General features: G+C 37.2%; 13 protein-coding genes. All 13 read left to right on the forward strand.

The window, feature by feature from the left end; translation table 11 throughout:
* The first annotated feature begins 2 nt into the window (after positions 1 to 2).
* The 13 genes from xerC to CNQ82_RS06350 all read left to right on the forward strand — a co-directional run bounded on the left by xerC (position 3) and on the right by CNQ82_RS06350 (position 17012).
* Complete coding sequence (gene xerC, locus CNQ82_RS06285; protein ID WP_123144559.1) at positions 3 to 893, forward strand: tyrosine recombinase XerC; 891 nt, start codon at positions 3 to 5, stop codon at positions 891 to 893.
* 2 nt (positions 894 to 895) lie between these two features.
* A complete protein-coding gene (gene hslV, locus CNQ82_RS06290; RefSeq protein ID WP_123144560.1) occupies positions 896 to 1435 on the forward strand; it encodes an ATP-dependent protease subunit HslV in 540 nt (179 codons plus the stop codon).
* An 86-nt stretch (positions 1436 to 1521) separates the two neighbouring features.
* Positions 1522 to 2928, forward strand: coding sequence for an ATP-dependent protease ATPase subunit HslU (gene hslU, locus CNQ82_RS06295; protein WP_095105645.1), 1407 nt, complete (start codon positions 1522 to 1524; stop codon positions 2926 to 2928).
* A 32-nt stretch (positions 2929 to 2960) separates the two neighbouring features.
* The gene (gene codY / locus CNQ82_RS06300) at positions 2961 to 3734 is read left to right on the forward strand and encodes a GTP-sensing pleiotropic transcriptional regulator CodY (protein ID WP_095105643.1); all 774 of its coding nucleotides are present in this window, start codon (positions 2961 to 2963) and stop codon (positions 3732 to 3734) included.
* Between the two features lie 183 nt (positions 3735 to 3917).
* Positions 3918 to 4703, forward strand: a complete 786-nt coding sequence (gene rpsB / locus CNQ82_RS06310) for a 30S ribosomal protein S2 (protein ID WP_123144562.1) — start codon at positions 3918 to 3920, stop codon at positions 4701 to 4703.
* 369 nt (positions 4704 to 5072) lie between these two features.
* On the forward strand, positions 5073 to 5954 hold the full coding sequence (gene tsf, locus CNQ82_RS06315) for a translation elongation factor Ts (RefSeq protein ID WP_123144563.1): 882 nt from the start codon (positions 5073 to 5075) through the stop codon (positions 5952 to 5954).
* Positions 5955 to 6089: 135 nt separating this feature from the next.
* Positions 6090 to 6812: a UMP kinase gene (gene pyrH, locus CNQ82_RS06320; RefSeq protein ID WP_095105635.1), complete on the forward strand. Its 723-nt coding sequence runs from the start codon at positions 6090 to 6092 to the stop codon at positions 6810 to 6812.
* A 17-nt stretch (positions 6813 to 6829) separates the two neighbouring features.
* Positions 6830 to 7384 (forward strand): ribosome recycling factor, encoded by a 555-nt coding sequence (gene frr, locus CNQ82_RS06325; RefSeq protein WP_123144564.1) that lies wholly within the window; start codon positions 6830 to 6832, stop codon positions 7382 to 7384.
* Positions 7385 to 7565: 181 nt separating this feature from the next.
* Positions 7566 to 8333: an undecaprenyl pyrophosphate synthase gene (locus CNQ82_RS06330; RefSeq protein WP_123144565.1), complete on the forward strand. Its 768-nt coding sequence runs from the start codon at positions 7566 to 7568 to the stop codon at positions 8331 to 8333.
* Positions 8334 to 8350: 17 nt separating this feature from the next.
* Positions 8351 to 9133 carry a phosphatidate cytidylyltransferase gene (locus CNQ82_RS06335; protein WP_123144566.1) on the forward strand — a complete coding sequence of 261 codons (783 nt, stop codon included), beginning with the start codon at positions 8351 to 8353 and terminating at the stop codon, positions 9131 to 9133.
* 234 nt (positions 9134 to 9367) lie between these two features.
* On the forward strand, positions 9368 to 10648 hold the full coding sequence (gene rseP, locus CNQ82_RS06340; RefSeq protein ID WP_123144567.1) for an RIP metalloprotease RseP: 1281 nt from the start codon (positions 9368 to 9370) through the stop codon (positions 10646 to 10648).
* A gap of 21 nt (positions 10649 to 10669) precedes the next feature.
* Positions 10670 to 12370, forward strand: coding sequence for a proline--tRNA ligase (locus tag CNQ82_RS06345; RefSeq protein WP_123144568.1), 1701 nt, complete (start codon positions 10670 to 10672; stop codon positions 12368 to 12370).
* Positions 12371 to 12704: 334 nt separating this feature from the next.
* Complete coding sequence (locus tag CNQ82_RS06350; RefSeq protein WP_123145653.1) at positions 12705 to 17012, forward strand: PolC-type DNA polymerase III; 4308 nt, start codon at positions 12705 to 12707, stop codon at positions 17010 to 17012.
* The last annotated feature ends 119 nt before the right edge of the window (positions 17013 to 17131 follow it).

The following is a 17131-nucleotide window of genomic DNA, read 5'->3' on the forward strand; positions in this document are numbered from 1 at the left end:
TATTGAATAAAATCCAAGAGTCTTTTTTATACATGTTAAAGGTAGAACGCTTTTTTTCTAAGCATACGTTAAAGTCTTACCACGATGATTTAGTTCAATTTAATACATTTTTAGAACACGAGCATTTGAAATTAAAAACTTTTGAATATAAAGATGCTAGAAATTATTTGTCATTTTTATATTCAAAAGGCTTGAAAAGAACTACAGTTTCCCGTAAAATTTCTGCGTTACGTTCTTTCTACGAATTTTGGATGACACAAGACGATACAGTCGTTAATCCTTTTGTACAGCTTGTTCACCCTAAGAAAGAACAATATCTGCCTCATTTTTTCTACGAAGAAGAAATGAGTGCTTTATTTGAAACTGTAGAAGCGGATGGTCACAAAGGTTTGCGTGACCGCGTGATTTTAGAATTGTTGTACGGAACTGGCATACGGGTTTCAGAATTAGTGAACATCAAGTTAGAGGATCTCGATTTAAATTCACCTGGTGTTAAAGTGTTAGGTAAAGGTAATAAGGAACGGTTTATCCCGTTTGGAAATATGTGCAGAGAGAGTATTGAACGTTATATAGAATTATTTCCGCCGATTCAGAATGTGCCTCATGATTATTTGTTAGTCAATATGAAAGGCGGCCAAATTACTGAACGCGGCGTGCGATATGTTTTAAATGATATAGTGAAACGCACAGCAGGAGTGACAGATATACATCCGCATAAACTGCGTCACACATTTGCTACACATATGTTGAATGAAGGCGCTGATTTGCGAACAGTCCAATCTCTTCTCGGTCATGTCAACTTATCAACAACTGGTCGATATACGCATGTTTCAAATCAACAATTGCGTAAAGTTTATTTAAATGCACATCCTCGAGCTAAAAAGGAGAAATAATAATGAATAACTCAATTCATGCGACAACAATATTTGCTGTTAGACAAAATGGTCATGCCGCAATGGCCGGCGACGGTCAAGTTACGCTTGGCGAACAAGTAATTATGAAGCAGACAGCACGTAAAGTCCGCAGATTATATGACGGCAAAGTACTTGCCGGATTTGCAGGCAGCGTTGCAGATGCTTTTACACTTTTCGAAAAATTCGAAACTAAGTTGCAAGAATTCAGCGGTAATTTAGAACGTGCAGCAGTAGAACTTGCTCAAGAATGGAGAGGCGACAAGCAGTTGCGTCAACTTGAAGCAATGCTGATTGTGATGGACAAGAACTCTATTCTTGTAGTAAGCGGTACTGGTGAAGTAATTTCACCTGATGACGATTTAATCGCTATCGGCTCAGGCGGCAATTACGCTTTGAGTGCCGGACGTGCTTTGAAACGTCATACAGAAATGGCAGCAAAAGATATCGCACATGCAAGCTTAAAAGTCGCTTCAGAAATTTGTGTCTTCACAAATGACAACATTATTGTCGAAGAATTATAAGTATTCTTTTTGGAATATTAAACAACAATATTTTTCCTGAGAAATGGAAATGAGTAAATTTTGAAATATTGGAGGTTGAACGACGGATGGATGCTAGCGCAATCAAACTTACCCCAAAAGACATTGTCTCTCAATTAAACGAGTATATTGTCGGACAAAACGATGCTAAGAAAAAAGTAGCCATAGCTTTAAGAAACAGATATCGTCGCAGTCAATTAGATGAGGAATTGAAACAAGAAATTGTTCCGAAAAATATTTTGATGATCGGGCCGACTGGTGTAGGTAAAACAGAAATTGCCCGTAGAATGGCAAAAATTGTCGGTGCACCGTTTATTAAAGTAGAAGCAACTAAATTCACTGAAGTCGGCTATGTGGGTCGTGACGTAGAAAGCATGGTTCGTGATTTAGTGGACGTTGCAGTAAGACTTGTAAAAGAAGATAGAAAAGATAAAGTGAAAGATGAAGCAATTAAAAAAGCTAACGACAAATTAGTGAAATTGCTTGTACCGAGTATGAAAAAGAAAGCAAATCAAAATGCAGGAAATCCTTTCGAATCAATTTTCGGCGGCATGATGCCTAGCTTCGGTAACAACGAAGAGGAAGATGAAGAACCGCCGACTGAGGAAATCAAAACGAAACGTTCTGAAATCAAACGCCAATTACAAAATGGTGAATTAGAAGAAGAAAAAGTACGAATTAAGGTTGAACAAGATCCTGGTGCAATGGGAATGCTTGGTACAAATCAAAATCAACAAGTTCAAGATATGATGAATCAATTGATGCCGAAGAAAAAAGTAGAACGTGAAGTGCCAGTTAAATCAGCACGTAAAATCTTGGCTGATGAATATGCAGATGAATTAATCGATCATGAAACAGCTAACCAAGAAGCTTTAGAATTAGCAGAGCAGATGGGCATTATCTTTATCGATGAAGTAGATAAAGTGGCCAGCAATAATCAACAAGGCGGTCAAGACGTTTCAAGACAAGGCGTACAAAGAGATATCTTGCCGATTGTTGAAGGAAGTGTCGTGCAAACTAAATATGGCAGTGTCAACACTGAACATATGCTGTTTATCGGAGCAGGGGCTTTCCACGTATCAAAACCGAGCGATTTAATTCCAGAACTACAAGGCCGTTTCCCAATCAGAGTGGAATTAGATAGTTTATCAGTTGAGGATTTTGTGAATATTCTTAAAGAACCGAAATTATCATTGATTAAACAATATGAAGCGCTCTTGCAAACAGAAGAAGTGACGGTTAATTTCACGGATGAAGCGATTACACGTCTCGCTGAAATTGCTTATCAAGTCAACCAAGATACAGATAATATCGGAGCAAGACGTTTGCATACTATTTTAGAAAAAATGCTTGAAGATCTGTCGTATGAAGCACCTGGCATGCCGAACGCAGTGGTAGATATTACTGCACAATATGTTGATGATAAATTGAAATCTATTTCTACTAATAAAGATTTAAGTGCATTTATCTTATAACTTATAATCATAAATATAAAAGGAGAAGAAAAATGAGTTTACTTTTAAAAACGAGAGAATTAAATACACTGTTACAAAAACATAAAGGTATTGCTGTAGACTTTAAAGATGTTGCGCGCAAAATTAGTGAGGTTACTGTAACGAATGTATTTATCGTATCACGCAGAGGGAAAATTTTAGGTCATAGCTTAAATGAGTTGTTGAAAAGCAGCCGTATTAATCAAATGCTAGAAGATCGTCATATTCCAAGCGCATATACTGACAAATTAATGGACGTAAAACAAACGATATCTAATATTGGTATCGATGATGATTTATCAGTTTTCCCTCCTGAAAACAGAGACACATTTATTGATAGCAAAACAACAATTTTCCCAGTATTAGGCGGCGGTGAAAGACTAGGTACACTTGTACTAGGACGTGTGTCTGATGATTTCACAGATAATGACTTAGTATTAGGCGAATATGCTGCAACGGTATTAGGTATGGAAATCTTACGTGAAAAACACAGTGAATTAGAACAAGAAGCTCGTGATAAAGCAGCAATCAACATGGCAATCAATTCTTTATCTTACTCAGAAAGAGAAGCCATTGAACATATCTTTGAAGAGCTTGGCGGAAAAGAAGGCTTATTAATCGCCTCTAAAGTAGCAGACCGAGTAGGCATTACTCGTTCAGTGATTGTAAATGCTTTGCGTAAATTAGAAAGTGCCGGCGTAATTGAATCTCGTTCGTTAGGAATGAAAGGAACATTTATTAAAGTTAAAAAAGAACAATTCTTAGATGAATTGGAAAAATCTAACTGATAGTTTCTTCTATCTCTTTCAGTTTTCGATATTGCTTTATAAAATGAATTATGTTATATTTAATGACGGCTATAAAGCCGATAACACACATAAAGAGTTTAAGTATAGAGGGTGCGATGTAATTTCGTCGTTTTTATACGAGCTTTTTATGGAGGAAAATAACCAAATTGGAGGAATTTAATCATGGCAGTAATTTCAATGAAACAATTGCTAGAAGCTGGTGTTCACTTCGGTCACCAAACACGCCGTTGGAACCCAAAAATGAAAAAATATATTTTCACTGAAAGAAATGGTATTTATATCATCGACTTACAAAAAACAGTGAAAAAAGTTGACGAAGCTTATAATTTCATCAAACAAGTATCTGAAGACGGCGGTAAAGTCTTATTCGTAGGTACTAAAAAACAAGCTCAAGAATCAATTAAAAATGAAGCAGAACGTGCTGGTCAATTCTACGTTAACCAAAGATGGTTAGGCGGAATCTTGACTAACTATAAAACAATCTCAAAACGTGTAAAACGTATTTCTGAAATTGAAAAAATGGAAGAAGACGGTTTATTCGAAGTATTACCTAAAAAAGAAGTAGTTGAAATCAAAAAAGAATATGACCGTTTAATCAAATTCTTAGGCGGTATTCGTGATATGAAATCAATGCCTCAAGCATTATTCGTAGTTGATCCTCGTAAAGAGCGCAACGCAATTGCTGAAGCACGTAAATTACACATCCCAATCGTAGGTATTGTTGATACTAACTGCGATCCAGATGAAATTGACTACGTTATCCCAGCAAACGACGATGCTATCCGTGCCGTTAAATTATTAACTGGTAAAATGGCAGATGCAGTTTTAGAAGGACAACAAGGTGTTTCTAATGAAGAAGTAGCTGCTGAACAAAACATCGACTTAAATGAAGATGAAAAAGCTGAAGCAGAAGAAGTTAAAGAAGAAACTTCTGTTGAATCAAACTAAGAATAATTCTGAGAGGAGAGTGGGACAGAAATAGTATATTCAAAAATATTTCGTTGTCCCGCCCCCGGCAAAGCTGACTAGAATAGAAAGCAGCTTGAAACAAGCGCATTTTCTATTCGGATAGCTACTGCCAGTTCAGGAAACAGGGGCTGAGACATTATTTTGTCCCAGCTCCTTTTTTTAAAATATTATGAAGTATAAAAGAACTTTCATTGCATATTTACTAAAGTATGTATGAATTTGTAATAAAATAAATGAATAATCAGATATTGCAAGTTTAAAGCAAGGCAAATAGAGTTATATTCATATTAAGAACTGATATACTATATTTGAAATGATTATTACGTTATATAAATGGAGGAAAAATAAATGGCACAAGTTACAGCTAAATTAGTTAAAGAATTACGCGAAAGAACTGGCGCAGGTATGATGGATTGTAAAAAAGCGCTTGAAGCAACTGAAGGCGACATCGATAAAGCAATTGACTACCTACGTGAAAAAGGTATTGCAAAAGCTGCTAAAAAAGCAGACCGTATTGCTGCTGAAGGTATGACTCATGTTGAAGTTGAAGGTAATGAAGCAGTTATCGTTGAAATCAACGCTGAAACTGACTTTGTTGCGCGTAATGAAGGTTTCCAAGAATTAGTTAAAGAACTTGCGAAACACATTCTTGAAACTAAACCAGAATCTGTTGATGCTTTAATGGAAACTAAAATGTCTACAGGTGAAACTGTTAAAGAACGTATCAATAAAGCAATCTCAACTATCGGAGAAAAATTAAGCTTGCGTCGTTTTGCAATCAGAACTAAAGGCGACAACGATGCTTTCGGTGCTTACTTGCACATGGGCGGACGCATTGGTGTATTAACTGTTGTTGAAGGTACTACTGATGAAGAAGCTGCGAAAGATGTTGCTATGCACATTGCTGCGATCAACCCTAAATATGTTTCTTCTGACCAAGTAAGCCAAGAAGAACTTTCTCATGAAAAAGAAGTTTTAAAACAACAAGCATTAAATGAAGGTAAACCAGAAAAAATCGTTGAAAAAATGGTTGAAGGCCGTTTACGCAAATATTTACAAGAAATTTGCGCAGTTGACCAAAACTTCGTTAAAGACCCAGATGTAACTGTTGAACAGTTCTTGAAATCTAAAGGTGGTAAATTAACTGACTTTGTACGTTACGAAGTAGGCGAAGGTATGGAAAAACGTGAAGAAAACTTTGCTGACGAAGTAAAAGGACAAATGAAATAATTTTACTAAGTTGTTGAACAAGAAAGAAGACACCTTTGTATCTCTATATAAATGCACACATTTGTATCAGACATACCTTTTGTGTCTTCTTTACTTGTATCACTTACATATTTTTACAATAGAGAGGATAGGAAAATGGCTGAAACTTCTAAATATAATCGCGTTGTCTTGAAACTGAGCGGAGAAGCCCTTGCAGGAGAAAAGGGATTTGGTATTAATCCAATTATTATTAAAAGCGTTGCAAAGCAAATTGCAGAAGTTGTAGAACTAGATTGTGAAATTGCAGTAATCGTTGGCGGAGGAAATATCTGGAGAGGTAAGACAGGCAGTGATCTTGGCATGGATCGCGGTACAGCTGACTACATGGGCATGTTAGCAACAGTGATGAATGCATTGGCTCTTCAAGATAGCTTAGAACAATTAGACTGCGACACACGTGTGTTAACTTCTATTGAAATGAAACAAGTTGCAGAACCTTATATCAGACGTCGTGCAATCAGACACTTAGAGAAGAAACGTGTTGTCATTTTTGCGGCAGGTATCGGCAACCCTTACTTCTCAACAGATACAACAGCTGCTTTGAGAGCTGCTGAAGTTGAAGCGGATGTCATTTTAATGGGTAAAAATAATGTAGATGGCGTTTATTCAGCTGACCCTAAAGTGGATAAAAATGCGAAAAAATATGAGCATTTGACTCATATCCAAATGCTTCAAGAAGGTCTTCAAATCATGGATTCTACAGCAGCTTCATTCTGTATGGATAACAATATTCCATTAAATGTATTCTCTATTACTGAAGAAGGCAATATTAAACGTGCTGTGATGGGCGAAGAAATCGGAACTACAATTACTAAATAAATTTGAGGTGTATTAATATGAGCGACATTTTAAGCGAAACTAGATCAAGAATGAAAAAGTCTATTGAAAGTTTGTCACGTGAATTAGCTACAATCAATGCTGGACGTGCTAACTCTAACTTGTTAGCAGGTGTGAAAGTAGATTACTATGGCGCGCCTACTCCAGTACAACAATTAGCAAGCATCAGTGTTCCAGAACCACGTTTATTAGTAGTATCTCCATATGATAAAACTTCTTTATCTGATATCGAACGTGCAATCAATGCAGCTAATCTTGGTGTAAATCCTTCTAGTGATGGTGAGGTTATCCGTATCATGGTGCCTGCTTTAACTGAAGAACGTCGTAAAGAATTAGTTAAAGACGTTAAAAAAATGGGTGAAAACACGAAAGTTTCTATTCGTAATATCCGTCGTGACAGTAATGACGATTTGAAGAAAGACGAAAAAGAAGGCGCTATTACTGAAGATGAATTACGTACAGGAACTGACGATGTACAAAAAATTACTGACGAATCAATCAAAGAAGTAGAAAAAGTACTAGATGAAAAAGAAAAGGATATCATGTCTGTATAATATCTCACATCTACTTGAATGAGTTGAAAATATTGTGACCAAAACTGTACCAACTAAGACTTTGGTACAGTTTTTTAATTGTTCTATTCATTGCTATTAACGAGTGTGATAAAATGATAGATAATTGCATGAATAATCTATTATAATGTAACAGAGATAGATTGAGCTCGGAGGATAGACCATGTTTAAAAAGCTGAAAAATAAAAATCAATCTGAACCAGAAGGGACATATTCAGATTTAGATTTACATAATATACCCGAACATATCGCGATTATCATGGATGGTAATGGCCGTTGGGCGAAGAAACGTAAAATGCCAAGAATCAAAGGGCATTATGAAGGAATGCAAACAATTAAAAAGATAACAAGAGCTGCAAATGATATCGGAGTAAAATATTTAACTTTATACGCCTTCTCAACTGAAAATTGGTCACGTCCTGAACAAGAAGTCAATTACATCATGAACTTACCTGTAAATTTCTTAAAAACTTTTCTTCCGGAATTGATAGAACGTAATGTGAAAGTCGAAACAATCGGGTTTACAGATGATTTACCAGCTTCTACAATGAAAGCAATTAATCACGCTAAGGAAAAAACTGCACAAAATGATGGATTGAAACTGATTTTTGCCATTAATTATGGCGGTCGAGCAGAAATTACAGATAGCGTTCGACGTATGTTTGATGATATGATTGAGCGAGGTCAAAAGAGCAGTGATATCACAGAAGAGGTAATCAATGAATATTTAATGACCAGTCAGTATCCTGATCCGGAGTTGCTTATCCGAACTTCAGGAGAACAACGAATTAGTAATTTCTTAATTTGGCAAATTTCTTATAGTGAATTTATTTTTGACCAAAAACTTTGGCCTGATTTTGACGAAGATGAACTGATGGATTGTATTAAAATTTACCAGAAAAGACAACGTCGTTTCGGTGGCTTATTATAGGGAGATAGGAGTATATTATGAGAGTTAGAACGGTAACGGCAATTATAGCCTTGTTAATCTTTTTACCAATACTAATTATCGGCGGCCCTTTGTTGATGTATTTCTCATACATCTTGGCCCTCATCGCATTAAAAGAACTGTTGAATATGAATAAAATTCGGTTTATTTCTATTCCAGGTCTGATTAGTGCACTCGGGCTGATTCTTATTATGCTGCCTCATGATTTGGGCGCATGGGTAGCAGCAGTCCAATTAAAAGGACTCATTATTATGAGTTTCGTAATTTTAAGTTATACAGTTATGTCTAAGAACCGCTTCAGTTTCATCGATGCTGCATTTTGCTTAATGTCAGTAGCATATGTAGGTATTGGATTTATGTATCTTTACGAAACACGTGAAGCTGGATTAGCCTTCATCTTATTTGCATTCCTAGTGGTTTGGACAACAGATACAGGCGCATATTTATTTGGACGAAGTTTCGGCAAGCATAAACTATGGCCGGTCATCAGTCCGAATAAAACAATTGAAGGATTTATCGGCGGTGTATTAAGCAGTCTGCTCGTACCGTTGGTGATGCAATTCTTCGTGGATTTCGACTTCAATATTTGGATTATATTGCTGGTAACAGTTATTTTAAGTATGTTCGGACAATTAGGAGATTTAGTGGAATCTGGATTTAAACGTCATTTCGGCGTTAAAGATTCCGGTAAGATTTTACCTGGACACGGCGGGATTCTTGACCGTTTCGACAGCTTTATGTTTGTCTTACCACTTTTAAATATTTTATTATTGCAAAATTAATAATGCGAGGCATGCGAGAAGTGCAAACAGATAAATATGCGTTTGCTGAACAGCATGCCTCTTTTCTGTAGCAAGGTTCATCTTTTTGCTTGTACATCATTCAAAATATCATTAATATAATATATTATGTTGAAAATTTTCAACACTACATATCTCAGAAGGGCAATATGGAAAGCGTTGCTTATCCTCGCTGAAACTTTTGAGAAATGAAAATTTAACCAGAGGTGGCCCATTTTGATAATTACTATCTTAGCTTTTATTATCGTATTTGGTGTCTTAGTTTCCGTTCATGAGTACGGCCACATGTTTTTTGCAAAACGCGCAGGGATAATGTGTCCTGAATTTGCTATCGGCATGGGACCCAAGATTTTTAGTTTTAGAAAAAATGAAACATTATATACAATTAGACTCTTACCAGTCGGCGGCTATGTTCGAATGGCTGGAGATGGCATAGATGAAGTGCCGGTAGAACCAGGCATGTCAGTCAAAATCAAATTAAATGATAAAGATGAAATTACACACATTATTCTTGATGATCAACATAAATTCCAACAAGCAGAAGTGATTGAAGTAAAAAAATGTGATTTCAAAGATAAAATGTATGTGGAAGGTATTACATCTTATGATGATGAAAGACATCGTTTTTATATTGCGAAGGAAGCTTATTTCGTTGAAGGCGGCAGCTTAATACAAATTGCACCGCGCAATCGCCAATTTATGCATAAAAAACCGTATCAAAAATTCTTAACATTATTTGCAGGCCCTTTATTCAACTTTATTTTAGCTTTAGTCATCTTTGTAGGTCTTGCATACTATCAAGGTACACCTACGCATTCTATTAAAGCAGTGGCAGATCATTTCCCTGCACAAGAAGCGGGATTAAAAGCAGGTGATACAATTGAACAAATCGGACCGCATAAAATCAGCTCATTCGATGATGTTCAACAAGCGTTAGATAAGAATAAAGATAAACCGGTTAAAGTGACTTATGAAAGAGATGGCAAGAATAAAACTGTACAATTAACACCGAAAAAGGTTAAAGAAGGTACCAAAGTTAATCCGAAATATGCGTATAAACTGGGTTATCAACCAGCCACAGAACACTCGTCGCTGATTGAACCATTAACAGCCGGAGTTACTAAATTTTTCCAAGCGGGAACATTGATTTTCACAGCTATTGTAGGTATGATCGGCAGCATTTTCACTGGCGGATTCTCTTTTGATATGTTGAACGGACCAGTGGGTATTTATCATAATGTTGATACTGTAGTAAAAACTGGTATCATTAACTTGATAGGTTGGACTGCACTGTTAAGTGTCAACTTAGGTTTAATGAACTTATTGCCGATTCCCGCTCTTGATGGCGGACGCATACTCTTTGTGCTCTACGAAGCGGTATTCAGAAAACCAGTGAATAAGAAAGCAGAAACATACATTATTGGTGCAGGTGCCATTTTCGTCATTATAATTATGATATTAGTAACCTGGAATGACATACAGCGTTATTTCTTATAAGAAACGGAGGATTTGAGTTTTATGAGACAATCAAAAGTATTTATACCAACGATGAGAGAAGTCCCAGCAGAAGCTGAAGCCTTGAGTCATCGACTATTATTGAAAGCAGGATTAATCAAACAAAGTACCAGTGGCGTATACAGTTACTTGCCGCTAGCAACACGTGTCATTAACAACATTACAGCTATCGTACGCGAAGAAATGGAACGCATTGATGCAGTGGAAATTTTAATGCCTGCTTTACAACCTTCTGAATTATGGGAAGAATCAGGTCGTTGGGATGCTTACGGAAGTGAATTAATGCGCTTGACAGACAGAAACGGACGTCAATTTGCTTTAGGTCCGACACACGAAGAAGTCGTAACTTCACTTGTACGTGACGAAGTGAAATCCTACAAGCAATTGCCATTAACACTGTTCCAAATCCAATCTAAATTCAGAGATGAAAAACGTCCTCGTTTCGGTTTATTACGTGGTCGCGAATTTATCATGAAAGATGCCTATTCCTTCCATGCGGATGAAGAATCATTAGATGAAACATACAATCAAATGTACGACGCATACAGCCGCATTTTCAAACGCGCCGGCATCAACGCACGTCCAGTCGTTGCAGACTCAGGAGCAATCGGCGGCAGCCATACACACGAATTCATGGCCCTAAGCGAAATCGGCGAAGATACAATTGTCTACAGCGAGAATAGCGACTATGCAGCTAATATCGAAAAGGCAGAAGTGCCTTATGAGGCAAAAGAAAGCTCTGAAGAGTTATTAGAACTAGAAAAGGTTGCTACACCTGATGCACACACTGCTCAAGAAGTCGCTGATTATTTAAATCGTCCATTAGAACAAATTACCAAATCTATGATTTTCAAAGTGGATGGCGAATTTATCATCGTACTTGTACGTGGACATCATGAAATCAACGATGTGAAATTGAAAGCATACTTTGGTACAGATAATATTGAACTTGCAACACAAGATGAAATTATTAATTTAATCGGTGCTAAACCAGGTTCAATCGGACCTATTCAAGAAAAAGGCATCAAAGTATATGCAGATAACTTTGTCCAAGCGTCACCGAACTTAGTTATTGGAGCAAATGAAGATGGCTATCATTATATCAATGCAAATCCTGAGCGTGACTTTAACGTTGAAGCATTCGGCGATTTCCGCTTCATCTTAGAAGGAGAACCTTTAAGCGATGGATCAGGCGAAGCAAAATTCGCAGAGGGTATTGAAGTCGGACAAGTCTTCAAACTAGGTACAAAATATTCTGAAGCAATGAATGCCACATTCTTAGATAACCAAGGTAAAGCAAAACCATTAATCATGGGTTGCTATGGTATCGGCGTTTCCAGAACTTTAAGTGCCGTTGTGGAACAAAATAATGATGAAAATGGTATTATCTGGCCAAAATCCGTTACACCATTTGATTTGCACTTGATTACGATTAATCCTAAAAAAGAAGACCAACGTGAATTAGGCGATAAAATCTATGCTGAACTGCAATCATCATATGAAGTGCTGTATGATGACCGCAAAGAACGTGCAGGCGTAAAATTTAATGATGCTGATTTAATCGGTTTACCTATTCGTATTGTAGTCGGTAAACGTGCGGATGAAGGTATCGTAGAAGTAAAACGTCGCGATAACGGCGAGAGTGAAGAAGTTGAAGTTTCAAACTTAGCCTCTTATATCGATAGCTTATATACACAAATTTAACTAAACATTTTCCGAAGCTCTTTAAAAAGGGTTTCGGAAATTTTTTTTATTTTTACCGTAATCCTACCCATCAAAGTGTTTGCAGAGTTAACAGCTCAATTATTATAGTTTTAGTATTTTTAGAACGGTCGAAAATTTGGTATAATATTGAAGAGTTTCTAAAAATGAACGTAAGTAACGTAACCGCGCTGATTTAAAAGTGTGGTTCTGTTTTTCATAAAAGTAGTACTGCAAAAATCCTCTGACTTCCTCTTAAAACAATTGAGTTGTAATTCTATTCCTGCAGTTCTACAATTTTATTTAATCAATCATTAAGGTGGTAATTGTCTTGGCAATGACAAATCAAGAAAAATTTAAAGTTCTAGCTGATCAAATTAAAATTGCGAATCAGTTAGAACCTGAAATATTAGAACAAAGTGAGTTAACACGTATTGATGTGTCGTCAAAAGCACGCACATGGCTTTTTCAAATCACCTTGCCGCATTTCTTATCTCACGAAGATTATTTATTATTTACCCATGCTTTGACCCAAGAATTCAAAGACATTGCTACAGTGAATTGGCATTTTAAAGTTCAAGATACGATGCACCAAGATGAACATGCCATGAAATATTTCAATCACTGTATCGATCAAACAGGCTTATCACCTAAAGTTAAAGGTCAATTGAAACAGAAACGTCTAATTATGTCAGGGGACGTTTTGAAAGTAATGGTTTCTAATGACGTTGAACGCGATTATTTTCATAAAGCTTGCAATGGCAGTTTAGTGAAAGCCTATCGCCAATGTGGTTTTGATGTGAACAAAATCGTCTTTGAAACAGATAATGACGGTCAAGATGCGGATTTAGCATCGCTTGAAGCTTATATTCAAGAAGAAGATCAACAAAGTGCTAAAGAAGCTACTGAAAAATTAGAAAAAATGAAAGCTGAAAAGGCGAAACAACAAGATAATAACGAAAGCTCAGTCGCAAAATGTCAAATCGGTAAACCAATTCAAGTGGACAACGTGCGTTCAATTGAATCTATCATCGAAGAAGAATTTAAAGTGGCCATCGAAGGTGTCATCTTCGATATGAATATTAAAGAGTTGAAGAGTGGACGTCATATTGTCGAATTAAAAGTCACAGACTATACGGATTCACTCGTGCTTAAAATGTTCACGCGTAAGAATAAAGATGACTTAGAACACTTCAAAGCGCTAAGTGTTGGTAAATGGGTGAGAGCTCAAGGACGTATTGAAGAAGATACGTTTGTGCGTGACTTAGTTATGATGATGTCAGATATTGAAGAAATCAAAAAAACACCTAAACAAGATAAAGCAGATGATAAACGTGTTGAATTGCATCTGCATACTGCAATGAGTCAAATGGACGGAATTAATAATATCGGTGATTATGTAGCACAAGCAGCCAAATGGGGACATCCAGCCATAGCTGTGACAGATCATAATGTGGTACAAGCTTTCCCAGATGCTTTTGCGGCAGCGGAGAAAAACGACATTAAAATGTTATATGGGATGGAAGGTATGTTGGTAGATGACGGTGTACCGATTGCCTATAAACCGACAGACCGTATATTGAAAGATGCAACGTATGTCGTATTTGACGTTGAAACTACAGGGCTTTCAAACCAATATGACAAAATCATCGAGTTAGCCGCTGTTAAAGTACATGATGGTGAAATTATAGACAAATTTGAACGTTTCAGTAATCCACATGAACGTTTATCAGACACTATCAAGAATTTAACGCATATTTCTGATGATATGTTAGTAGATGCTCCGGAAATTGACGAGGTATTAACTGAGTTCAAAGAATGGGTCGGCGATGCGATTTTCGTTGCGCATAACGCATCATTCGATATGGGCTTTATTGATACAGGCTATGAACGTGCTGGGCTCGGTAATTATACGAACGGAGTGATTGATACCCTAGAATTATCTCGTACCATCAATACTGAGTTTGGTAAGCATGGCTTGAACTTCTTAGCGAAAAAATATGGCGTAGAACTGACACAACATCACCGTGCCATTTATGATACGGAAGCCACAGCATACATTTTCATTAAAATGTTGAAACAAGTAGAAGAATTAGGTGTAACGAACCATAAAGATATCAACCAATCATTATCTAATGAAGATGCATATAAACGGGCGCGTCCAAGTCATGTGACAATTTTAGTGCAGAACCAAGAAGGCTTGAAGAATTTATTTAAGATTGTCAGTGAATCTTTAGTCACATATTACTATCGAACACCACGTATTCCGCGTTCCTTGTTGGATGAATATCGTGAAGGATTATTGATTGGAACTGCTTGTGATGAAGGTGAAGTCTTCACAGCGGTAATGCAGAAAGATCAATCGCAAGTAGAACGGATTGCGAAATATTATGACTATATCGAAGTACAACCGCCTGCGTTGTATCAAGATTTGATTGATCGCGAATTGATTCGTGATAATAAAACGATGGAAGAAATTTATGAAAGACTTTTGAAAGCGGGAGAAGCGGTTAATGTACCGATTGTAGCTACAGGCAACGTGCATTATCTCAATGAACATGATGGGATTGCACGTAAGATTCTGATTGCTTCACAACCAGGTAATCCGCTGAACCGTTCAACGTTACCTGAAGCCCATTTCCGCACTACTGACGAAATGTTGGATGCTTTTCACTTTTTAGGAGAAGAAAAAGCACGTGAAATTGTAATAGACAATACACAAGCATTAGCTGATAAAATTGAACGCGTGGTTCCAATCAAAGACCAATTGTACACACCGCACATGGATGGTGCGAATGAAGAAATACGTGAATTAAGTTATAAGAATGCACATAAACTTTACGGTGAAGACTTACCGCAAATCGTAGTAGATCGTCTAGAAAAAGAACTTGAAAGTATCATCGGTAATGGATTCTCGGTTATCTATTTGATTTCGCAACGTTTAGTTAAAAAATCATTGAATGACGGCTACTTAGTAGGTTCACGTGGTTCAGTCGGTTCCAGTTTCGTAGCGACAATGACTGAGATTACCGAAGTTAATCCGCTTCCTCCTCACTACATTTGTCCAAAATGTAAGAAAAGCGAGTTCTTCAATGATGGTTCAGTCGGTTCCGGTTTCGACCTGCCAGATAAGAAATGTGAGTGCGGCGCTGAAATGATTAAAGAAGGACAAGATATTCCTTTCGAAACTTTCTTAGGGTTCAAAGGGGATAAAGTTCCTGACATCGACTTGAACTTCAGTGGTGAATATCAACCTGAAGCGCATAACTATACCAAAGTATTGTTCGGTGAGGATAAAGTATTCCGTGCCGGTACAATTGGTACTGTAGCAGAGAAGACTGCATTCGGTTATGTGAAAGGATATCTCAACGACCAAGGTATTCATAAACGTGGCGCAGAAGTCGATCGTTTAGTGAAAGGTTGTACAGGTGTTAAGCGTACGACTGGTCAGCACCCAGGCGGTATTATCGTAGTGCCGGATTACATGGATATTTATGATTTCACACCAGTTCAATATCCAGCCGATGATCAATCCTCACCTTGGATGACAACACACTTTGACTTCCACTCAATACACGATAATGTATTGAAACTCGATATTCTAGGACACGATGATCCGACAATGATCCGTATGTTGCAAGATTTGTCGGGTATTGATCCGAAAACTGTACCGGTTGATGATAAAGAAACGATGCGTATCTTCAGTACACCAGAATCTCTGGGAGTTACGGAAGAAGAAATTATGTGTAAAACAGGCACATTCGGTGTGCCAGAATTTGGTACAGGCTTCGTAAGACAAATGCTTGAAGATACTAAACCGACGACTTTCTCAGAACTGGTACAAATTTCTGGTCTGTCTCACGGTACCGATGTATGGTTAGGAAACGCCCAAGACTTAGTCCGTTCAGGTACATGTGACCTTTCTGGCGTTATCGGTTGTCGTGACGATATTATGGTTTACTTGATGTATGCAGGACTCGAACCGTCATTAGCCTTCAAGATTATGGAAGCTGTGCGTAAAGGTAAAGGACTGCAAGAAGAATGGGAAGAAATTATGAAAGAGAACAACGTGCCGGATTGGTACTTGGATTCTTGTAAAAAAATCAAGTACATGTTCCCGAAAGCCCATGCGGCTGCCTATGTCTTAATGGCCGTGCGTATTGCGTACTTTAAAGTACATTATCCGCTTTATTACTATGCAAGTTACTTTACGGTCCGTGCATCAGACTTTGATTTAATTACAATGATTAAAGATAAAGAAGGCATTAAGAGTGTCGTGAAAGATATGTATTCTAAATATATGGAACTTGGTAAAAAAGAAAAAGACGTCTTAACAGTCTTGGAAATTATGAATGAAATGGCACATCGCGGTTTCCGCATGCAGCCGATCAGTTTAGAAAAAAGCCAAGCCTTTGAATTCATTATTGAAGGAGATACTCTAATCCCACCGTTTGTTGCGGTTCCTGGATTAGGTGAAAACGTAGCAAAACGTATTGTAGAAGCACGTGAAGAAGGTCCGTTCTTATCTAAAGAAGATTTGAATAAAAAAGCCGGTTTATCACAAAAAGTTATTGAATACCTTGATGAATTAGGTTCATTGCCAGGTCTTCCAGACAAAGCACAACTATCAATTTTTGATATGTAATTGCAACTCAGTAGTTAAAACCTTGCCATTGTGCAACAATTGGCAATTAAATGTCGACTGTGTTATAATTATAGTGCGTAAAAAATGAACTTTAGTCACGAAGAGTGGGGTTTACCCGC

Origin of the sequence: Staphylococcus debuckii (assembly GCF_003718735.1) — a bacterium.
GTDB classification, from domain to species: Bacteria; Bacillota; Bacilli; order Staphylococcales; family Staphylococcaceae; genus Staphylococcus; species Staphylococcus debuckii.